This window comes from Ancylobacter sp. (assembly GCF_965249975.1).
Lineage (GTDB): Bacteria > Pseudomonadota > Alphaproteobacteria > Rhizobiales > Xanthobacteraceae > Ancylobacter.
In genome coordinates, this window is record NZ_CBDFNE010000018.1 from 123,387 (window position 1) to 144,027 (window position 20,641).

The window sequence follows — 20,641 nt, forward strand, 5'->3', positions numbered from 1 at the left end:
CGGTCGGGCCAACCGCCTTCTGGTCCACCTTTTGGTTGCTGCACGCTAAACGGGAAGTCCGATAGACTGACGCACCGGCAGACAGGGCGGGCGCAGGAGAGCGGGCATGGGCTATAATCTGATGGTTTTCGAACCTGCGGCGGCACCGAAGGAAGCTGCTCCGTTTCTGGCCTGGTACGCACAACAGACCGATTGGAACGACACCGACGACTACGACGATTATGATTCGACCACGCCCCGGCTGCGCGCCTTCTTCCTCGACATGGTTGCCACTCACCCGCCGATTAATGGCCCCTTGGCGGCGGATGAGCTGGACGATTCCGACATCAGGCTCACCGACTACTCGATCGGGCGCGACATCATCTATCTCGGCGGCAGCTGGAAGAATACCGATAACGCCCTCGCCATTGCCCTCCAGCTCGCGGAGAAGCACGGGCTTGGCGTGTTCGACACCACCTCCGACGTGGTCTGGCTGCCGGCGAAAGGAAAGATGGCGCCCGCCTTCGAAACGGCGCCCGCCCAGGGGGAACGCCCGCCTGCGCTTCTCGATCGCGCGTTTGCCGCGGTGGCGAGATGGTTCAAGCGTGGCAGCTGAGCCCGACGGATTCGGGCGGCGGTGAGAGTTAGTCCCGCCCGTCGATCCGTTTCGACAGGACCACGCGCGGGGCGACCTCGAAACCGAGCTTCTCGTAGAAGGCGACGACCGCGGTGTTGGTCTCGCGCACCAGAAGCTGCACCTTCGGTACGTCCCGCGCCTTCAGCCAAGCCTCCGCCGCACTGACAATCTCCGCGCCGACGCCCTGGCGCTGAAGCAGCGGATCGACGGCGACTTAGTAAATCCAGCCCCGGTGCCCATCATGGCCGACCATGGCGGAGGCGCAGACGCGGCCCCCTTCATTGTGCGCAACCATCACCTCCGAATTCGCGCTACCGCGCGCGAAGCGGAAATCCGACGCCGGGTCATTGTAGGGGACCGTGAGCCCGCAGGTGTGCCAGAGGGCGACCACCGCGCCCTCATCCGCAGCGCAGGCGGGCTCTATCTTCAACGTCATTCGTCAGCTCCTCGATGGGAAAGCTATATCGGCCGATTTGTGACGAAGTGTTGACAGCGACTTATACTCAGTCCTAGCATAAGAACGATCCGCCGGGCCTTGGTGCCCGGTCTTCTTTGGCCCTAGATATACTCATAACGAGCATAAGGGAGAGGACGATGCTGGAATTCGATGTCGCGGCCCCTGCGGAGCGCACCGAATCCTTCGCGCCCGCGCAGGAGATCCCCGCCCCTGCCGCGCCGGCTCTGGCCCATCTCTATGCGCGGGTGGCCAAGCACATCACCCCGGCGGAATGGCCGCTGATCGCCCGCGAGGTCGAGGCGATCGAGCGGCTGAAGCGGGAGCGCAACGCCGTCGTGCTCGGCCATAACTACCAGGCGCCCGAGATCTTCAACACGGTGGCCGATATCGTCGGCGACAGCCTCGCGCTCGCTCGCGAGGCGGTGACGGTGGATGCCGACGTGATCGTCATGGCCGGCGTGCATTTCATGGCCGAGACCGCCAAGCTGCTGAACCCGTCCAAAACCGTGCTGATGCCCGACATGGGCGCGGGCTGCTCGCTGGCCGACAGCATCACCGCCGCCGATATCCGCCTGCTGAAAGAACGTTATCCCGGCGTGCCCGTCGTCACCTATGTCAACACCTCCGCCGAGGTGAAGGCCGAGAGCGATTATTGCTGCACCTCGGGCAATGCGGTGAAGGTGGTGCGCGCGGTGGCGAAGGAATGGGGCGTCACCCGCATCCTCATGCTGCCGGACGAGTTCCTCGCGCAGAATGTGCAGAAGCTGGTGCCCGAGCTGGAGCTGATCGCCTGGAAGGGCCATTGCGAGGTGCATGAGCGCTTCACCCCGCAGGACATTCGCGACCTGCGCGAGAACCATCCCGGCGTGGTGGTGCTGGCGCATCCCGAATGCCCGCCCGAGGTGGTGGCGGAGGCCGATTATGCCGGCTCCACCGCCGGCATGGCCGATTATGTGCGCGACGAGAAGCCGGCGCGGGTGGTGCTGATCACCGAATGCTCGATGGCCGACAATGTGGCGGTGAACCACCCGGATATCGAGTTCGTGCGCCCGTGCAATCTCTGCCCGCATATGCGCCGCATCACCCTGCCGAACATCCGCCGAGCGCTGGAGACGATGACGACGCAGGTCGAGATCGACCCCGCCATCGCCGGCCGGGCCCGGCTCGCGGTGGAGCGGATGCTGGCGATCAGCTGATCGCCGCCATTCGCTGAACGCCATTCGCTGAACGCTCTTCGCCCGCTGAACGCATCTCGGAAGGTCCGCTTGTGAGCCATTCGCGTGAGAACATCGTCGTGATCGGCGGCGGGGTGGCCGGCCTGGCCACCGCGCTGCGGCTGGCGCCGCTCCCGGTGACACTGGTCGTCGCCTCGCCGCTCGGGGCGGAGGCCGCCACCGGCTGGGCGCAGGGCGGCATCGCCGCCGCGCTCGGCGCCGATGACCGGCCGGATTTGCACGCCATCGACACGCTGGCCGCCGGGGCCGGGCTGTCGCAGCCGCTGGTGGCACGCCGCGTGGCCGGCGCCGCCCCCGGCGCCATCGACTGGCTGGTCGGCCTCGGCACCCCGTTCGACCGCAACCCCAATGGCAGCCTCGCCCTCGGGCTGGAAGCGGCGCATGCCCGCCGGCGCATCGTCCATGCCGAAGGCGACGGCACCGGCCGCGTGGTGCTGGAGACGCTGGCCCGTGCGGCGCGGGCCTGCCCCTCGATCACGGTTATGGAAGGCTGGCGGGCGGGCGAACTGCTCACCGACGCCCAGGGCCGCATCGCCGGCATCGCCGCCCGCGACCGCGAGGGGCGCACGCTCGCCCTCGCCGCCCGCGCCGTGGTGCTCGCCACGGGCGGGCTCGGCGGGCTCTATGGCGCGACGACAAACCCGCTCGGCGCGGTCGGCTCCGGCCTCGCTCTGGCGGCGCGGGCGGGGGCGGTGCTGCGCGATCTTGAGTTCGTGCAGTTCCACCCCACCGCCATGGCGGTGGACGCCGACCCCGAACGGGCCGCTTCTGGCGGCCCTGCGCCCATGCCGCTCGCCACCGAGGCGCTGCGCGGGGAAGGCGCCCGGCTGTACAATAGCCGCGGCGAGCGCTTCATGGCTGACGTGCCGGGGCAGGAGCTGGCGCCGCGCGACGTGGTGGCCCGCGCGATCTTCGCTGAGATCGCCGCCGGCGAGAGCGTGGTGCTGGACGCCCGGATGAAGAACATCGACACCCGCTTTCCCGGCGTGGTCGCGCTGTGCCGCGCCCATGGGCTGGACCCGGCGCGCGCGCCGATCCCGGTACGGCCGGCGGCGCATTACCACATGGGCGGCATAAAGGTGGATGGCGCCGGGCGCGCCAGCGTGCCGGGCCTTTGGGCCTGCGGCGAGGTCGCCTCCACCGGGCTGCACGGCGCCAACCGGCTCGCCAGCAATTCGCTGCTGGAGGCGCTGGCCTATGCCGACTGGATCGCGGCCGATATTGCCGGCGAGGACGCCGCGCCCGGCACGCCGCGCGCGCCCTCTCCCCCTCGCCCGCGCTCGCCGGCCCGCGCGGAAATCCGCGCGCTGATGGACCGGCAGGTGGGCGTGGTGCGCGACGCCGAAGGGCTGGCTTCCGCCGCCGCCCGGCTCGGCGCGCTTTCCGCCCGCGACGGCTGCGACCTCTCGCTGGTGGCGCTGGCGATCACTGAAGCCGCACTGCAGCGGTGCGAGAGCCGGGGCGGCCATTTCCGCGCCGACCATCCCGCGCCGGCGGCGGTGGCCCGGCATTCCGAGACGCGGCTAGCCGACCCGGCATCGGACGCAGCCGAAGCGCGGCAGGTGGCGTGAGCCCAGCCCGGATGACGACGCCAGGCCCGGGCATGTCCCGGTCTTCCACTCCGGCGCCCGCGACGGGATGCCATCGAACCACCCTCATCCCCGGTCCCGACCGGGGATCCAGATGACTGGGTGGCCGGGTCAAGCCCGGTCCTGAGGGGCCTTGAATGTGAAGCGAGCCGAGCGATGCTATCTGCCCTCCCTCCCCTCCCCCGCCTGATGATCGAGCCGATCATGCGCGCCGCGCTGCTGGAAGATCTCGGTCGCGCCGGCGATGTGACGACGGATGCCTGCATTCCCGCCGGTGCGCGGTTCGAGGCGGTGATCGGCTCGCGCCAGCACGGCGTGATCGCCGGCATCGACGCGGCGGTGATCGCCTTCGAGCTGATTGACCCGGCGCTGAAGGTCACGGTCGAGCGCGGCGACGGGGCCGAGGTGGCGCCGGGCGACGTGGTGCTGCGGCTGGAGGGTTCCGCCCGCTCCATCCTCACCGCCGAGCGGGCGGCGCTGAATATCGCCTGCCGCATGTCCGGCATCGCCACCGCGACGGCGGGGCTGGTGGCCATCGCCCGCCAGCATGGCAAGGCGCACATCGTCTGCACCCGCAAGACCACGCCCGGCCTGCGCGCGCTGGAAAAGCACGCGGTGCGGGCGGGCGGCGGCTCCAACCACCGCTTCGGCCTCGACGACGCGGTGCTGATCAAGGACAACCACATCGCGGTGGCCGGCGGCGTGGTGCCGGCCATCCGCGCGGCCAAGGCGCATGCCGGGCACATGGTGAAGATCGAGGTGGAGGTCGACACGCTGTCGCAGCTCGACGCGGCGATGGCGGAGGGGGTCGACGCGGTGCTGCTCGACAACATGACCCCGGCCATGCTCGCCGATGCGGTGGCGCTGGTGGCGGGCCGTGCGCTCACCGAAGCCTCCGGCCGCGTCTCGCGCGAGACGGTGGGGCCGATCGCGGCGACGGGAGTGGACCTGATTTCGGTCGGCTGGATCACCCATTCCGCGCCGATTCTCGACCTTGGGCTGGATGCGGCGGGGGTGTGAAGGGCCTCAACACCTCGCGCCCTCATCCCCGGGCTTGATCCGGGGATCCAGCTTCTCCGCGCGGCGCCGCCGGGAATGCTGGGTGGCCGGGTCAGGCCCGCCCATGAGGGAGGAGAGGTGAGGTGCCGTCCCGGCTCGCGTGCGCTGACGCTGCAGGCATCTGGAATACCACGTCCCGCCACCCTCCCCCTCCCAAGGTCGCAGGCTCAACTCGGCGCGATTGGGCGCGACTGCACTTGAAGAAGGCATGCCGTTGTGCGATGCATATAGGCGTCTGCTAATGGTCATGCGGGAGAGATCGACCATCCTCCCGGATAAGCGTCGGCGCCGACGGAGCAACCCCCCAGGAAACTCTCAGGCACCAAGGACCGCATGATCAGGACGATCTGGAGAGAGGCGTCGCGCCGGGTTTTCCCGGGGTAGGACGCCCACCGAAGGGGAAGCCCGGGATGGTGTGACGGCGTCGCCGTCGGTCCCGGGGCGAGCTCTCAGGTACCGCGACAGATGGGGACAGCCGGCTGGACGCCAAGCGGGGCACCGCGCGTTCGGGCCATGTCGTCCTCAAGCGCGGGAGCCACCCATGCGCCATATTGCCGTTATCGGCGCCGGTATCACCGGCGTAACCACCGCCTACGCCCTCAGCCAGAAGGGCTATGACGTCACCGTCATCGACCGCCAACGCTACAGCGCGATGGAGACCTCTTTCGCCAATGGCGGGCAGCTCTCCGCTTCCAATGCCGAGGTGTGGAACTCCTGGGCCACCGTGCTCAAGGGCATCAAGTGGATGTTCACGCCGGACGCCCCGCTGCTGATGAACCCCAAGCCCTCCTGGCACAAATATTCCTGGATGGCCGAGTTCCTCGCCAACATCCCGAACTACGAGGCCAACACGGTCGAGACCACCCGTCTCGCCATTCAGGCCCGCAACTACATGTTCGACATCGCCAAGCGCGAGGGCATCGACTTCAACCACGAGACCCGCGGCATCCTGCACATCTACCGGGACAAGGAAGCCCAGGACAACGCCCGCAAGGTCTCCGCGCTCTACGCCCGAGGCGGGCTGGAGCGGCGCGAGGTGACGCCGGAGGAAATCCGCGTCATCGAGCCGACGCTGCACGGCAAGTACTATGGCGGCTTCTTCACGCCGTCCGATTCCACCGGCGACATCCACAAATTCACCTATGGGCTGGCGGAAGTGTGCCGGCGCCAGGGCGTGCGCTTTATCAACGAGGCGAGTGTCGAGCGCGTCGCCCACACCGGCACGGGCAAGGACGGCACCGGGGTTGAGGTGACCTTCTCCATCGCCCCCGACGCCGAGGACGCGCTGCCGCGCCGCGAGACGCTCGCCTTCGATGGCGCGGTGGTCTGCGCCGGCATCGGCTCGCGCGCCATCGCCGCCGGGCTCGGCGACCGGGTGAACATCTATCCCGTGAAGGGCTATTCCATCACCGTCATGCTCGACGACGAGGAAAGCCAGGCGTCGGCGCCGTGGGTGAGCCTGCTCGACGACAAGACCAAGATCGTCACCTCGCGCCTTGGCAAGGACCGCTTCCGCGTTGCCGGCACCGCCGAGTTCAACGGCGAGAATCGTGACATCCGCGCCGACCGCATCCGCCCGCTGGTCGACTGGACCCGCAAGCTGTTCCCCGGCGTGAACACGGCCCGCGTGGTGCCGTGGGCCGGGCTGCGGCCGATGATGCCGGACATGATGCCGCGCGTCGCCGCCGGCAAGAAGCCCGGCGTGTTCTACAACACCGGCCATGGGCATCTGGGCTGGACGCTCTCCTGCGCCACCGCCGAGATCATCGCCGCCAAGGTGGCCGATGCCCTGCCGGTGGAAGCCCCAGTCCCGATGCTGCGCATGGCCGCGGAGTGACGCTTCCGCGCTCGCCGCTCGCGCGGCGGGGTGCCTGCACCATCCGTTTTCCGAACCCCCGCCCCGGTCCGCGTTTCCGCTCCGGGTCTTGTGAGAGCCGACCCTTCCGGCTCCCGCCCCGCCCCCGGACGAACGCCGGGGGCGGTTTTTTATGTGCGGGCGTTGAGGCGCTGCCCGCATGTCTCGAACGGAGGAAGTCAGCGCGAGGCACACCGGGACCGGCATCTCGCATTCCCGTCCCTCATGGCCGGGCTCGACCCGGCCACCCAGCGGCCGAACGGATAAGCGGGACCCCCGGGTCGAGCCCGGGGCTGAGGGCGCGCGATGCTGGCGACGCCCTACAGCTTTACAGCCCTGAGCCTGAGCGCGTTGCTGATGACGCTGACCGAGGACAGCGCCATGGCCAGCGCCGCCACCATGGGCGAGAGCAGCAGGCCGAAGACGGGGTAGAGGACGCCCGCCGCGATGGGCACGCCGGCGCCATTATAGAGAAAGGCGAAGAACAGGTTCTGCCGGATGTTGCGCATCGTCGCCTGCGACAGATGCCGAGCGGTGACGATGCCGGTGAGGTCACCATGCAGCAGCGTCACCCCCGCGCTCTCGATGGCAACGTCGGTGCCCGAGCCCATGGCGATGCCGACATCGGCCGCCGCCAGCGCCGGCGCGTCGTTCACCCCGTCGCCAGCCATGGCGACGACGCGGCCCTGCGCCTTCAGCCTTTCCACCACTGCCGCCTTGTCCTCGGGGGCCACCTCGGCCTCGACCTCGGTGATGCCGAGCCGGCGGGCCACCGCCTGCGCCGTCACCCGGTTGTCGCCGGTGAGCATGACGACGCGGATGCCCTCTTTCGCCAGCGCGGAGAGTGCGGCCGGCGTCGTCGCCTTCACCGGATCAGCGATGGCGAGCGCCGCCGCGAGCTTGCCGTTGACGCCCAGCAGCACGACGCTCGCGCCCTCACCGCGCAGTTCATCCGCGCGGGCTTCCAGCGGAGCGGCGTCGATCCCGAGCTCGCGCAGGAAAGCGGCGCTGCCAATGGCGATGCGCTTGCCCTCGATGAGCCCATAGGCGCCCTTGCCCACGGGGGAATCGAAGCCGCGCACCTTGGGGATATCGATGCCACGCGCCTGCGCCGCCGTCACGATGGCATGGGCGAGCGGGTGCTCGGACGGGCGCTCGACGGCGGCAGCGAGGCGTAGCGCCTCCGCTTCCTCGAAACCTTCCTGCGTCACGATGGCGGTGAGCGCGGGGCGCCCCTCGGTCAGCGTGCCTGTTTTGTCGACCACCAGCGTGTCGACCTTCTCCATCCGCTCCAGCGCCTCGGCGTTCTTCACCAGCAGGCCCATCTGCGCCCCGCGCCCGACCCCGACCATGATCGACATCGGTGTGGCGAGGCCGAGCGCACAGGGGCAGGCGATGATCAGCACCGCCACCGCCGCGATGAGCGCGTGCGAAAAGCGCGGCTCCGGCCCGAACAGCGCCCAGGCGGCGAAGGCGAGCAGGGCACAGGCCACCACCAGCGGCACGAACCAGCCGGCGACCTGATCGGCGAGGCGCTGGATCGGCGCACGCGAGCGCTGCGCCTGCGCCACCATCTGCACGATGCGGGCGAGCAGCGTGTCGCGCCCGACCTTGGCCGCGGTCATGACGAGCCCGCCCGAGCGGTTGAGCGTGCCGCCGATGACAGCGTCGCCCTCCCCCTTGCTGACCGGCATGGATTCGCCCGTGACCAGCGATTCATCGAGCGCCGAGCGGCCCTCGACCACGGTGCCGTCGACCGGCACCTTCTCGCCCGGCCGCACACGCAGCCGGTCGCCCACCACGATGTCCGCGAGCGGCACTTCCTCTTCGCTGCCATCGTCATTGAGCCGGCGCGCAGTCTTCGGCGCGAGATCGAGCAGCGCCTTGATGGCGCCGGAGGTCTGCTCGCGGGCGCGCAGCTCCAGCACCTGGCCGAGCAGCACCAGCACGGTGATGACGGCGGCCGACTCGAAATAGACCGCCACCGCCCCGTCCGCGCCGCGGAAGGCGGGCGGGAACAGGCCGGGCGCCAGCACCGCGACGAGGCTGTAGAGATAAGCGACGCCGGTGCCGAGCGCGATCAGGGTGAACATGTTGAAATGGCGCGTCACCACGGACTGCGCGCCGCGCACGAAGAACGGCCAGCCCGCCCACAGCACCACGGGGGTGGCGAGCGCCAGTTGCACCCAATTCGAGACATTCGGCGGCACGGCGTGGTGCAGCGCCGGGATGAGATGCGCGCCCATTTCCAGCGCGAAGACCGGCGCGGTGAGGGCGAGGCCGATCCAGAACCGGCGGGTCATATCGAGGAGTTCGTGGTTCGGCCCGTCGTCGAGGCTCACCAGCATCGGCTCCAGCGCCATGCCGCAGATCGGGCAGCTGCCGGAGCCGACCTGCACGATCTCCGGATGCATCGGGCAGGTATATTCCGTGCCCTCCGGCACCGGCTCGGCCGGCGCACGGTCGCCGAGATACTTCTCCGGGTTGGCGATGAACTTGGTGCGGCAGCCCTGCGCGCAGAAATAATAGGTGATGCCGTTGTGCTCCGCCTTCAGCGTCGCCGTGTGCGGGTCGACATCCATGCCGCAGACGGGATCCTTGGCCATGTGAGAGGCATGATGGGAGGCCTGCGCTCCGTGATCATGCGGATGGGCGGGCGCGTGAGCGTGGTCATGATGGGCGTGGTCATGATGGCTGTGATCGCGTGCGGCATGTCCGCCGCAGCAGCCACCGGCCTTGGCAGGCGCGTGACCCGCTGGCTCGCCGTCGCCCGCCTGCCCGTGATTGCTCGCTGCCATGGCGCCCTCCTTATACCCCCATGAGGTATTTGACCCTTGCGATATATACCCCATGAGGGTATATGGCAAGGATGCAGAACGACACCCGCACCGCCTGTCTGAAACGCCTGAGCCGCATTGAGGGACAGGTGCGCGGCCTCTCGCGCATGTTGGAGGAAGACCGCTACTGCATCGACATCGTCACCCAGGTGGCGGCAGTCCGCGCGGCGCTAAAGAAGGTGGAGGAGGAAGTGCTGCGCGACCATGTCGCCCATTGCGTCGCCCACGCCATCCAGTCCGGCGACGCCGACGCCCAGCGCACCAAGGTGGACGAGCTGATCGAGGTACTCGGTAAGCTCAGGTGAGCGAGCGGGCTGCCCGGCCTTGAACACGGGCGCAGAGAGATTTTTGCTAAAACGCTTTGCGCTGGCGCCCGGCTCGCCTTTCGCTGACGCTTCAGGCGTCCGGGACACGGGTGCCCCTTACCCCCCGTACAGCCCCTTGTACTGCTCGCGCAGCAGGTTCTTCTGCACCTTGCCCATGGTGTTGCGCGGCAGGTCGTCGGGGAAGATGACGCGCTTGGGCAGCTTGTAGCGCGCGAGCCGCCCCTCCAGCGCCTCCACCACCGCCTGCTCGTCCAGCGCCGCATCGGGGCGGGCGATCACCACGGCCGTCACCCCCTCGCCGAAATCGGGATGGGGAACGCCGATCACCGCGCTCTCGATCACGCCGGGCAGAGCGTCGATCTCGGTCTCTACTTCCTTGGGGTAGACATTGTAGCCGCCTGAAATGACAAGGTCCTTGCCGCGCCCGACGATCTGCACATAGCCATCAGGCCCGACAAGGCCGAGATCGCCGGTGACGAACCAGCCATCATGGAACTCCGCCGCCGTCTTCTCCGGCATGCGCCAATAGCCCTTGAAGATATTGGGACCGCGCAGCTCGATCATGCCGATCTCGCCGGTGCCGAGCACCTCGCCGCTCTCGGGGGACACCACGCGCAGTTCCACGCCGGGCAGCGGGAAACCCACCGTGCCGGCGATGCGCTCGCCCTCATAGGGGTTGGAGGTGTTCATGCCGGTCTCGGTCATGCCGTAGCGTTCGAGAATGGCGTGGCCGGTGCGGGCGCGCCATTCCCGGTGCGTCTCCGCCAGCAGCGGCGCCGAGCCGGAGATGAACAGCCGCATGCCCGCTGCCGCCTCGGGCGTGAGCTCGGGGGATTTCAGCAGCCGGACATAGAAGGTCGGCACCCCCATCAGCACGCTCGCTCGGCCCATGAGCGCGAGGATGCGCGCGGGGTCGAACTTCGGCAGGAAGATCATCGATGAGCCGGCCGCCAGCGTCACATTGATGGCGACAAACAGGCCGTGGGTGTGGAAGATCGGCAAGGCGTGGATCAGCACGTCGTCGGGCGTGAAGTGCCAGGCCTCGGCCAGCGCCTGCGCATTGGAGGCGAGGTTCTCATGGGTCAGCATCGCCCCCTTGGAGCGACCAGTGGTGCCCGAGGTGTAGAGCAGCGCGGCGAGGTCATCCGGGCCGCGCGGCACGTTCTCGAAAGTGGTGCGGCAAGCCTCGGCCGCCGCGCGCAACGTGCCCTGCCCGCCCGCATCCATTGTGACCACCTGCGCCACGCCACGGGCGCGGGCGAGGGGCGCCAGCACCGCTTCCGCCGTGGGATCGCAGATGAAGATCGCCGGTTCGGCATCGCCGAGGAAATAGTCGACCTCGGGCGGCGTGTACGCGGTGTTGAGCGGCAGGAATACGCCGCCGGCCCGCACCGTGGCGAGATAGACGAACACCGCCTCCAGGCTCTTTTCCGCCTGCAGCGCCACCCGGTCGCCGGGCGCGAGACCCATGGCCACCAGCGCATTCGCGTATTGCGCCGTGCGCCGGTCGAGCTCGGCATAGGTGAGGATGGCCCCGTCCGCCGTCTCGGCGAAGACGCGGGAGGGGTCGGTGCCGCCGGCGCGCAGGCGGTCGATCAGATGATTGGTCATGAGCGGGCAATCACGGGCAGGAGGTCACGGCGGCGAGCGAAGCCTCTCCCGCCGTAGCGAGGGTGGCGGCGGGTGGCGGCGCGGCGGTCTGAGGCGCGATGGGGGCCGCGCCCGCGAGGCGCGGACAGGTGGCCTTGAGCCCGAGCGAGGCGACATAAGATGCGCGGATCGTCGTGTTGGCGAAGCGCGCATTGGCGATGTAGTCGCGCAGCGTCGCCGCCACCTGTTCGCGCGAGGGCTTTTCCATCGTCGGCCACTGGCTCTTCGGCACGCTGCCGAACAGGGCGATGGCGTCCCAGCCCTGCGGGCGGTTGATGGAGGCGACGGTGGAGGGCGTGTCGAGATTCTTGTAGGTCCAAAAGCTCCAGCCGAGGCCGAAGCGCTCATTGAGCGTGCGGAATTTCTGGTTCCAGTCGTCGTTCAGCTCGCCGGTCTCGCCGATGAAGATCGGCACCTGCCAGCGATTGGCGAAGTTGACATATTTCTGGATCGAGCTGCGCTGCGGGCCGGCCCAGAACATGTGGTAGGTATAGCCGAGATTATCGGCGAAGGGCTTGCCGAACACGTCGAAATTCGTGCTCCACTGCGCGCCCGCCAGCATGATCGGGTGGTTGGGGTCGACCGCGCGGATCGCCTCCACCAGTTCGCGATAGAACGGCTCCAGCCGTGAATTGAGGAAATCCGTGTCGTGATAGGGGGTGATCGGCTCGTTGAGCAGATCGTATCCCAGAACCGCCGTCTCGTCCTTGTAGCGCTCGGCGATGGCGCGCCACATGGTCAGCGTACGGCGCCTGTATTCCGGGACATAGAAGGTGAGCGGGTAGCCGACGCCATCATCATGGTTCACGCCGGTCTGCCCGCCGGGCGCGGCGTGGATGTCGAGGATGAGCTTGATGCCATGCGCCTTGGCCCAGCCGACCAGCCGGTCGATGCGGCCCCAGCCCTCGCCGTTCGGGTCCACTTTGTCGGGGTTGGCCGGATCGAGGAAGAACTTCCAGTGCAGCGGCACGCGGATTGTGGTGAAGCCGGAAGCGGCGAGGAAGGCGACATCCTCTTCCTGGATATAGGCCTCGCGAAAATCCTTCCAGAAGCGCGCGGCCTCTTCCGGGCCGGCGAGATATTCGATCACGTCCTCGATATCCTGCGGCGAGCGCTGGACCGTGAACTTGAACATATAGCCTTCCGGCAGCAGCCAGTTGCCGAAGCTCATGCCCTTGATATTGAACGTCGACCCGTCCGGATTGACGAAGCGCGTGCCTTCCGCCCGGATGAAGCCGGGGGTGCTGGCGGGCGGGGTCGCAGCCGGCGCGGCGGCGGTGGCGGAACCGGCCGGCGCCGCCGGCGTGTCGGTCAGCGCCAGAGCGGGAGCGGCGGCAAAGAGGAGAGCGGTGGCGAGGGGGAGAGCGCAGCGGATCATGGACGGCAACCTAGTAAAGCCCGCGCGCGGCGGCAATGGCCCGCATGGAGGCATGAGGCCGATCCCGCGCAGCGGCAGCCGGATGGCGCGGCGGGCGCCCGGCGGGCATCGCTGGCGGTTCTGAGGTCGGTGGCCGGTCATGGCCGGCGCCGGCAGACGGGCGGCGGCCGGGAGAGCGACACGCGGCCGATCTGGGCATCACGACACCGGTTTTGAACGCGGAGGGAGGGCGTCACATCCTCCTTCCGGGGGCGCACCCACGGCGGACGGCAATTTCTCCGCCCAGTGTGGGTATCCTTTTCCGGCACCGCGAACAAGGCGAACCGCAAGCCGAACGAGCGAGAGTAAGCCGGCGCAAGTCAGCGGGCCTCTCAGAGGCTCGGGTTCCGTGGCGGAGTCGCCGTGGACGAAACCGGAGCGGCCGGCGGTAGCGGGGCGCGGCGGTCACCTTGCCGTCGTCGCCCTTTCCGCCACGGTGACAGCGCGCGCGCGGCAGGCTAAGCGTGAGGCTCCCGCCTCCCCGCCCCGGCAGATCCCTGACCTCCATGACCTATCTCCTCTACGCCGCCATCCTGCTTGTCGTCGTGGCCCTGTTCGCGCTGGTGACGGCGCGCGGGCGCGTGCATCCCTTCCTCGCGCTGGTGCTCGCCGCCTTCGCCTTCAACCAGGGCGTCGGCTGGTCGTTGAGCTTCGTGGTGAAATCCTTCTCCGTCGGCTTCGGCCAGACGCTGGCGGCGCTGGGCATCATCGTGGTGACGGGCGCGCTGCTGGCGGAAATCGCCGACGGGACAGGCGCCACGGCGCGGCTGCAGCAGATGGCGCGCGGCTGGCGCACCCGCTCCGGCCCGCTGGCGCTCATCGGGCTGATCGGCGGCATGGCTTCCACCCCGGCGGCGGCGTTCGCGGTGCTGAACCCGCTGCGGCGCGGCATGGGCGGCGACAGCCCGCGCTCGGCGCTCACCCTGGGCCTCGCCCTTTCCGCCGGCCATGGCCTGCTGATCCCCGCCCCCACCGTGCTGGCGAGCCTCACCATTCTGCGCGCCGATTGGGGGCTGGCGGCCGCCGTCGGCCTGCCTCTGGCGCTGATCGCCGCGGCCTTCGGTGCGCTGTGGGCGAAGGGCTGCGCCAGCGGCGCGCCCAACCCGCTCGACACCACCGCCGGCCTCGCGGGCGCGACGATGCACGCGCCGCAGCGCGGGGCGCTGGCGCTCTTCGTCGTCAGCCTGGTTCTGGTGGCGATGCTGATCGTGCAGGCGCTGGGCGACATCGCCTCCGAACCTTTCGGCGGCGGCAATGACCGCCATTTCATCCTGGCGCTGGGCAGCCCGGCGCTGCTGCTGGTCACCGGCGTCGGCCTGCTGCTGCTGCTGAGCTGGAGCTGGGAAAAAGCCGGGCTCTCCGAGGCCGGCTGGGCCGGGCGGGCGGTGACCAAGGTGGCGCCTCTCCTCCTCATCCTCGGCGCCGCCGGCGGCCTCGCCAAGGTGGCGCAGGATGTCGGCATGGCGGAGATGACGGCGGAATATCTCATTCCCCTCGCCCCCACGTCGGGCGCGCTGGTGCTGGTGCTGCCCTTCGCGCTCGCCGCCACCATCAAGATCCTGCAAGGCTCGTCGCTGGTCGCCGCGATCACGAGCGCCGGCATGATGATGGAACTCGCCGCCCCGCTCGGCCTCGGCGACCCGATGGGGCGCGTTCTTGCCGCATTGGCGGTGAGCGCCGGCGCCATGACCGTGCCGCAGATCAATGACGGATTGTTCTGGCTGGTGACGCGGGCCGGGCGCTTCACCCCGCCGGCGGCTCTGGCGCGGTTTTCCGGCGGGGCGCTGGTGCAGGGCGGGCTGATCCTCCTCTGCCTCATCGCCGTCCGGGTGGCCACCGCCTGAGGAACCGCCCGTTCAGGAACTGTCTGTTCGAGGAACCTGCGCCGATGCTGCGACGCCGTGACCTGCTGCTCTCCGCCCTTGCCGCCGCCAGCCTGCCCGCCCTCCCGCTGACCGCGCGCGCGCAAGCCGCCGCCGCGCCGCTGCCGCCGGCCGGCACGCCGCGCCTGCCGACGGATTTCGTCTGGGGCGCCTCCACCTCCGCCTACCAGATCGAGGGCGCCGTGGCGGAAGGCGGACGCAGGCCCTCGATCTGGGACGTGTTTTCCCACACGCCCGGCCGCATCGCCGACGGCACCAATGGCGATGTCGCCTGCGACCACTACCACCGCTATGCCGACGACGTGGCGCTGATGGGCGATCTCGGCTTCAAGGCCTATCGCTTCTCCCTCGCTTGGCCACGGGTGATGCCAGACGGCACCGGCGCGGTGAACGCGGCAGGGCTCGATTTCTACGACCGGCTGGTCGATAGCCTGCTGGCGCGCGGCATCGCCCCCATGGCCTGCCTCTACCACTGGGACCTGCCGCAGGCGCTGCAGGAACGCGGCGGCTGGCACAATCGCGATATGGCGAACTGGTTCGCTGACTATGCGCGCGCCGCCGTGCAGCGGCTCGGCGACCGGGTGAAGCCATGGGCGATGCTGAACGAGCCCTCCGTCCATGCCATTTTCGGCCATGGCTTTGGCAATCACGCACCCGGCCTCACCGGCTGGGACAGCTATGTGAAGGCTCAACACCACCAGAACCTCGCCCAGGGCACCGGCATCGCCGCCGTGAAGGGGCTGCATCCCGACCTCAAGCTCGGCACGGTGCTGTCGCTGCAGCCGATCTTCCCTGCTTCGCAGGACGACGCCGACATCGCGGCGGCCGCGCGCTTCGACGCCTGCTGGAACACGATCAATCTCGATCCGCTGTTCCATGGCCGCTACCCTGAACTGTTTGCGGAGGCCTTCGCCCCGCTGGTTCAGCCGGGCGATATGGAAACAATCCGCGCCCCGCTCGATTTCCTCGGCGTGAACTATTACGGGCCGTCCTATATCCGCCACGACGCCAACGCTTTTCTCGGTCAGGCGAGCTGGGGCGCGCTGCCGCCGAACACGCCGCAGACGCTTTTGGGGTGGCCGATCAGCGCGCAGGGCATGGTCGAGGTGCTGGCCCGGCTGCGCGACACCTATGGTAACCCGCCGGTGTTCATCACCGAAAACGGCGCCTGCTATGAGGACCCCGCGCCGGTGGACGGGGTGGTGGCGGACCCGGAGCGGACGGAATATCTGCGCGCGCATCTCGTCGCCGCCGGCGAGGCGATCGCGCAGGGATGCGCGCTGAAGGGCTATTATGTCTGGTCGCTGCTCGACAATTTCGAATGGGCGGAAGGCGAGCGCCGGCGCTTCGGCGTGGTGCGGGTGGATTTCGCCACCCAGCAGCGCACGCTCAAGCAGTCCGCGCGCTATCTGTCCAGCCTGATGAAGACGCAGAGCGGCGCTGCGGCGCCCTGAGGTATCCTGTTAACAGACCGACATGCGCGCGACACATATGTCGGTCATTTGACGGCGGGTGCCCCACGGCCCTTTCTATGTGATACCTAACCGCATGGCCGGCTCACGGGCCGACGCACGAGACAGAGCACAGACGCATGCAGACAGACGATCCCGCCGTCGCCGAAATCGTCGCCTTCATCTCCGGCGAGGTCGGTGTGGATGCGAGCCTGCTCACGCCGGACACGCCGGTGGCGGAGCTGGGCATCTCCTCGCTCGACCTGATCGAGACCATCTTCAAGCTGGAAAGCCGTTTCGGCATCGAGATTCCCAATGACGGCCCGCTGAGCGGCAGCGAGGTCACGGTTGGCACGCTGGTCGACCATGTCGCCGAATTGCTCGCGGCGCAGAAGGCGAAGACCGCCTGATGGCCGCTCGCGTCGCCGTCACCGGCCTTGGCTCGCTCTCGGCGCTGGGCAATGATATCGCCGCCCATCTCGCCGGCCTGCGCGCCGGCACGGTGGGCATTGGCGAGACGCAGGGCCTCGATGTCTCCGCCATGAAGACGAAGATTTCCGCCGAAGTGCGCGGCTTCGTGCCGGAAGACCATTTCGAACCGCGCCAGCTCGGCCTTGTCGACCGTACCTCGCAATTCGCCGTCGTCGCCGCCCGGCAGGCGCTGGCGGATGCCGGCCCTGCCTTGGAAGGCGTGGCGCGCCACCGCGTCGGCGCGATCTTCGCCGCCTCGGTCGGCTTCCATGCCGTCGATGACAGCTACCGCAAGCTCTATGCCGAAGGCGCGCCGCGCCCGCACCCCTTCACCGTGCCGCGCGCCATGCCGAGCGGGCAGGTGAGCCATGTGACCATGGATCTCGGCATTCACGGCCCGGCCTTTTCCATCGCCTCGGCCTGCTCCTCCGCCGCCCATTCCATCGGCACCGCCTTCCACATGGTGCGGTCCGGCATGCTGGATGTCGCGCTGGCAGGCGGAGGCGAATCGCAGATCACCTATGGCATGCTGAAGAGCTGGGAGGCGCTGCGCGTGCTCTCGCCCGAGGCCTGCCGCCCCTTCTCCAAGGACCGTTCCGGCCTCGTCATCGGCGAGGGCGCCGGCGCCGTGGTGCTGGAGAATCTGGACTGGGCGCGGGCGCGGGGCGCCACCATCCACGCAGAGCTTGTCGGCTTCGGCATGAGCGCGGACGGCATGGACATCACCGCCCCGGACATGGCGAGCGCCGCCACCTCGATGCGCTTCGCGCTGGAGGATGCCGGGCTGGCGCCGGAGGCGGTCGGCTATGTCAGCGCCCATGGCACCGCCACAGCGCTGAACGACAAGACTGAGGCCGCCGCGCTGCGGCTAGTGTTCGGCGATCACCTCGCCAAGCTGCCGGTGTCGTCGTCCAAGTCGCAATACGGCCACACGATGAACGCCTCCGGCGCGCTGGACTTCGTGACCACGGTGCTCGCCTTGCGCGAGGGCTTCCTGCCACCGACCATGGGGTTTCGCGAATTCGACCCCGAGTGCGACCTTGACTGCGTGCCGAACGCGGCGCGCGAGGCGGCCATCGAGGCCGCGATCTCGTCGAGCTTCGCCTTTGGCGGGCTGAATGCGGTGCTGGCGGTGAAGCGGTACGGGTGAGCAGGCGGCAGCCTTCGAGGCCCGGCTGACGTCCGGTACCTCAAGATGACGGCGCATGCCGACCTCCCATCGTCATGCTGAGGTGCCCGGGCAACGCCCGGGCCTCGAAGCACGCACAGCCTCACCCCTCCACCTCGAACTCCGCCGCCAGCCCCTCCCCCACCAACGTCGCCACGGCGGCGCGCACGGCGCCAAGGCGGGCGCGGCAGAAGGCGGCGATCTCGCGCGGCAGGCGACCCAATTCCTGCCGGCGGGCGATGAGGGTGAGATGGCGCGTCAGCCCCGGGCCGGGAAGCTTGTGGCAGGCGAAACCGTCCAGCTTCAGCCCGGCTTCCACCAGGCAGAGCGGCGTGGTCACAGCGAAGCCTGCCCCTTCCAGCACCGCGCTGGTGACGCCATAAGGCGTGTCGAATTCCAGCGGGCGCGGTAGGTCCAGCCGCAGTCGACGCAGATGCCGCTCCACCTCCATGCCGGTCTTGGAACGGGCGGAGAAGCGCACCAGCGGCAGGGCGCGGGCAAGTTCCTCCAGCGCGTCCACCGAAGCCGGGGGCCGCGCCGTCGTCGGCAGCAGCAACACATAGGGCTCGGTGAGCAGCGGCCAGCGTTCCAGCCCCTCGATCTCGTCCAGCGCGTCGGCGCCGACGAGCAGGTCGAGCTGGCGGGTCAGCAACGCCCCTGCATGCGAGGCGGTGAGGCCCGAGAGCAGCGACACCTGCTCCGCCTTCTCCCCCAGCGCGCGGGCGAGCGGCGCCATCAGCACCCGCGCCAGCGAATCCACCAGCCCGGCGCGCAGCAGCGGCAGGCGGGCATGCTCGGCCTCGCGCAGCAGCGGCGCGATCTGGCGGGCTTCGGAGACCAGTGCGCTGGCCCGCTGGCGCAGCGCCCCGCCGGCGGCGGTGAGGCCGAGCGGGCGGGCGGTGCGGTCGAACAGGGCAATGCCGATGCGCCGTTCGAGATCGGCCACCGCCTGCGAGATGGCGGGCTGGGTCAGCCCGAGCCGCCGCGCCGCCTGCGCCATGGTGCCGGCGTCGCAGACGGCGAGGAAGATTTCCAGCGCGCGCAGGTCGAAGGGCAGCGTGTCGGCGGGGGGCATGGGGCGGTCTTTCGTGTCTCGCCGTCATCCTGAGGTGCCCGGCGCGAGCCGGGCCTCGAAGGATTCTCGCCACTGCGCGCCTGGAAACCCATCCTTCGAGGCTCGCTTCGCTCGTACCTCAGGATGACGGCCTTCTCGGGGCCATCTATAACCAAAACTTATATTATCACCGGATCAGCGTTGATCTATAGGTTTTGACGGTGTCCGGCAGCCAACGCCACGCGAGCCCCGAACGAGCCCTGCCCCATGCGCTATTCTGTGTTTTCCCTGCTCGCCAATGCCCTGAACGGCCAGAAGGGCTGGACCCCGGCCTGGCGCGAGGCGGTGCCAAAACCGGCCTATGACGTGATCATCGTGGGCGGTGGCGGGCATGGGCTGGCGACCGCCTATTACCTCGCCAAGGTGCATGGCATCCGCAACGTCGCGGTGCTGGAAAAGGGCGTCATCGGCTCCGGCAATGCCGGCCGCAACACCACCATCATCCGCTCCAACTATCTGCTGCCCGGCAATGAACCGTTCTACGAATGGTCGATGAAGCTGTGGGAAGGGCTGGAACAGGAGCTGAACTACAATGCGATGGTGAGCCAGCGCGGCATTCTCAACCTGTTCCACTCCGACGCCCAGCGCGACGCCTATGCCAGGCGCGGCAACGCCATGCGCCTCGCCGGCGTCGACTCGCAGCTTCTGGACAAGGCGCAGGTGCGGGCCATGTACCCGTTCCTCGATTTCGACAATGCCCGCTTCCCCATCCAGGGCGGGCTGCGGCAGGCCCGCGCCGGCACCGCCCGCCACGACGCCGTGGTGTGGGGCTATGCCCGCGCCGCCGACCGGCTGGGCGTCGACATCGTGCAGAATTGCGAGGTGACCGGCTTCATCCGCGAGGGCGACGCCATCGTCGGCGTGGAGACCACGCGCGGGCCGGTGCGGGCGGGCAAGGTCGGGGTAGCGGTGGCGGGTTCGTCCTCGCGCGTCGCCGCCATGGCCGGGCTGCGGCTGCCGATCGAAAGCCATGTGCTGCAGGCCTTCGTCTCCGAAGGGCTGAAGCCGCTGGTCGACGGCGTCATCACCTTCGGCGCTGGGCATTTCTACATCTCGCAGTCCGACAAGGGCGGCCTCGTCTTCGGCGGCGATATTGACGGCTACAATTCCTACGCCCAGCGCGGCAACCTCCCCGTGATCGAGGATGTGTGCGAGGGCGGCATGGCGCTGATGCCGCGCATCGGCAGGCTGCGGCTGCTGCGCCACTGGGGCGGCATCATGGACATGTCGATGGACGGCTCGCCGATCATCGACCGCACGCCGGTGCCGGGGCTCTATCTCAATGCCGGCTGGTGCTATGGCGGCTTCAAGGCGACGCCGGCCTCCGGCTGGTGCTTCGCCCATCTGCTGGCGAGAGGGGAGCCGCACGAAACCGCCGGCGCCTTCCGGCTGGACCGCTTCCGTACCGGCCATCTCATCGATGAGAAGGGAGTCGGCGCCCAGCCGAACCTGCATTGATGAGTGCCATTAGCGCCCTCCCCCTCACCCCATCCCTCTCCCCCATGGGGAGAGG

General features: G+C 69.1%; 16 protein-coding genes, 1 pseudogene and 2 riboswitches. Of the genes and pseudogenes, 12 read left to right on the plus strand and 5 right to left on the minus strand.

Features of this window, described 5'->3' with window-relative positions; translation table 11 throughout:
• Positions 1-106 precede the first annotated feature (106 nt).
• The gene (locus ACP2AH_RS13575) at positions 107-595 is read left to right on the plus strand and encodes a hypothetical protein (RefSeq protein WP_425106288.1); all 489 of its coding nucleotides are present in this window, start codon (positions 107-109) and stop codon (positions 593-595) included.
• Positions 596-623: 28 nt separating this feature from the next.
• On the opposite strand, the pseudogene ACP2AH_RS13580 reads toward ACP2AH_RS13575, so the two are convergent.
• Positions 624-1,052, minus strand: a pseudogene (locus tag ACP2AH_RS13580) (GNAT family acetyltransferase).
• Positions 1,053-1,210: 158 nt separating this feature from the next.
• On the opposite strand from ACP2AH_RS13580, the gene nadA reads away from it, so the two are divergent.
• The 4 genes from nadA to ACP2AH_RS13600 all read left to right on the plus strand — a co-directional run bounded on the left by nadA (position 1,211) and on the right by ACP2AH_RS13600 (position 6,793).
• Complete coding sequence (nadA, locus tag ACP2AH_RS13585) at positions 1,211-2,269, plus strand: quinolinate synthase NadA (RefSeq protein ID WP_425106289.1); 1,059 nt, start codon at positions 1,211-1,213, stop codon at positions 2,267-2,269.
• A gap of 71 nt (positions 2,270-2,340) precedes the next feature.
• Positions 2,341-3,879 carry an L-aspartate oxidase gene (locus ACP2AH_RS13590; RefSeq protein ID WP_425106290.1) on the plus strand — a complete coding sequence of 513 codons (1,539 nt, stop codon included), beginning with the start codon at positions 2,341-2,343 and terminating at the stop codon, positions 3,877-3,879.
• A 174-nt stretch (positions 3,880-4,053) separates the two neighbouring features.
• A complete protein-coding gene (gene nadC / locus ACP2AH_RS13595) occupies positions 4,054-4,917 on the plus strand; it encodes a carboxylating nicotinate-nucleotide diphosphorylase (RefSeq protein ID WP_425106291.1) in 864 nt (287 codons plus the stop codon).
• 279 nt (positions 4,918-5,196) lie between these two features.
• A riboswitch (glycine riboswitch) is annotated at positions 5,197-5,298 on the plus strand.
• 3 nt (positions 5,299-5,301) lie between these two features.
• Positions 5,302-5,423: riboswitch (glycine riboswitch) on the plus strand.
• A gap of 74 nt (positions 5,424-5,497) precedes the next feature.
• On the plus strand, positions 5,498-6,793 hold the full coding sequence (locus tag ACP2AH_RS13600) for a D-amino acid dehydrogenase (RefSeq protein WP_425106292.1): 1,296 nt from the start codon (positions 5,498-5,500) through the stop codon (positions 6,791-6,793).
• Positions 6,794-7,131: 338 nt separating this feature from the next.
• Here the strand turns inward: ACP2AH_RS13600 and ACP2AH_RS13605 are convergent, their stop codons facing one another.
• Positions 7,132-9,417, minus strand: coding sequence for a heavy metal translocating P-type ATPase (locus ACP2AH_RS13605; protein ID WP_425106293.1), 2,286 nt, complete (start codon positions 9,415-9,417; stop codon positions 7,132-7,134).
• Positions 9,418-9,426: 9 nt separating this feature from the next.
• Here ACP2AH_RS13605 and ACP2AH_RS13610 point away from each other — a divergent pair, with 9 nt between their 5' ends.
• Both ACP2AH_RS13610 and ACP2AH_RS13615 read left to right on the plus strand, forming a co-directional pair.
• Positions 9,427-9,633, plus strand: coding sequence for a hypothetical protein (locus ACP2AH_RS13610; RefSeq protein WP_425106294.1), 207 nt, complete (start codon positions 9,427-9,429; stop codon positions 9,631-9,633).
• Between the two features lie 47 nt (positions 9,634-9,680).
• Complete coding sequence (locus tag ACP2AH_RS13615; protein WP_425107041.1) at positions 9,681-9,953, plus strand: metal-sensitive transcriptional regulator; 273 nt, start codon at positions 9,681-9,683, stop codon at positions 9,951-9,953.
• 117 nt (positions 9,954-10,070) lie between these two features.
• On the opposite strand, the gene ACP2AH_RS13620 is transcribed toward ACP2AH_RS13615, so the two are convergent.
• Both ACP2AH_RS13620 and ACP2AH_RS13625 read right to left on the minus strand, forming a co-directional pair.
• Positions 10,071-11,585, minus strand: a complete 1,515-nt coding sequence (locus ACP2AH_RS13620) for a malonate--CoA ligase (RefSeq protein WP_425106295.1) — start codon at positions 11,583-11,585, stop codon at positions 10,071-10,073.
• A gap of 10 nt (positions 11,586-11,595) precedes the next feature.
• Positions 11,596-13,002: a glycoside hydrolase family 5 protein gene (locus ACP2AH_RS13625; RefSeq protein ID WP_425106296.1), complete on the minus strand. Its 1,407-nt coding sequence runs from the start codon at positions 13,000-13,002 to the stop codon at positions 11,596-11,598.
• Between the two features lie 545 nt (positions 13,003-13,547).
• On the opposite strand from ACP2AH_RS13625, the gene ACP2AH_RS13630 reads away from it, so the two are divergent.
• The 4 genes from ACP2AH_RS13630 (at position 13,548) to ACP2AH_RS13645 (ending at position 17,996) form a co-directional block, all read left to right on the plus strand.
• The gene (locus tag ACP2AH_RS13630; RefSeq protein ID WP_425106297.1) at positions 13,548-14,885 is read left to right on the plus strand and encodes a GntP family permease; all 1,338 of its coding nucleotides are present in this window, start codon (positions 13,548-13,550) and stop codon (positions 14,883-14,885) included.
• Between the two features lie 44 nt (positions 14,886-14,929).
• A complete protein-coding gene (locus tag ACP2AH_RS13635; protein ID WP_425106298.1) occupies positions 14,930-16,378 on the plus strand; it encodes a GH1 family beta-glucosidase in 1,449 nt (482 codons plus the stop codon).
• 137 nt (positions 16,379-16,515) lie between these two features.
• The gene (locus ACP2AH_RS13640) at positions 16,516-16,785 is read left to right on the plus strand and encodes an acyl carrier protein (RefSeq protein WP_244378203.1); all 270 of its coding nucleotides are present in this window, start codon (positions 16,516-16,518) and stop codon (positions 16,783-16,785) included.
• On the plus strand, positions 16,785-17,996 hold the full coding sequence (locus tag ACP2AH_RS13645; RefSeq protein WP_425106299.1) for a beta-ketoacyl-[acyl-carrier-protein] synthase family protein: 1,212 nt from the start codon (positions 16,785-16,787) through the stop codon (positions 17,994-17,996). The genes ACP2AH_RS13640 and ACP2AH_RS13645 overlap by 1 nt, the downstream gene beginning before the upstream one ends.
• A 121-nt stretch (positions 17,997-18,117) precedes the next feature.
• On the opposite strand, the gene ACP2AH_RS13650 is transcribed toward ACP2AH_RS13645, so the two are convergent.
• The gene (locus tag ACP2AH_RS13650) at positions 18,118-19,089 is read right to left on the minus strand and encodes a LysR family transcriptional regulator (protein ID WP_425106300.1); all 972 of its coding nucleotides are present in this window, start codon (positions 19,087-19,089) and stop codon (positions 18,118-18,120) included.
• Between the two features lie 246 nt (positions 19,090-19,335).
• On the opposite strand from ACP2AH_RS13650, the gene ACP2AH_RS13655 reads away from it, so the two are divergent.
• Positions 19,336-20,586 carry a sarcosine oxidase subunit beta family protein gene (locus ACP2AH_RS13655; RefSeq protein ID WP_425106301.1) on the plus strand — a complete coding sequence of 417 codons (1,251 nt, stop codon included), beginning with the start codon at positions 19,336-19,338 and terminating at the stop codon, positions 20,584-20,586.
• Positions 20,587-20,641 lie beyond the last annotated feature (55 nt).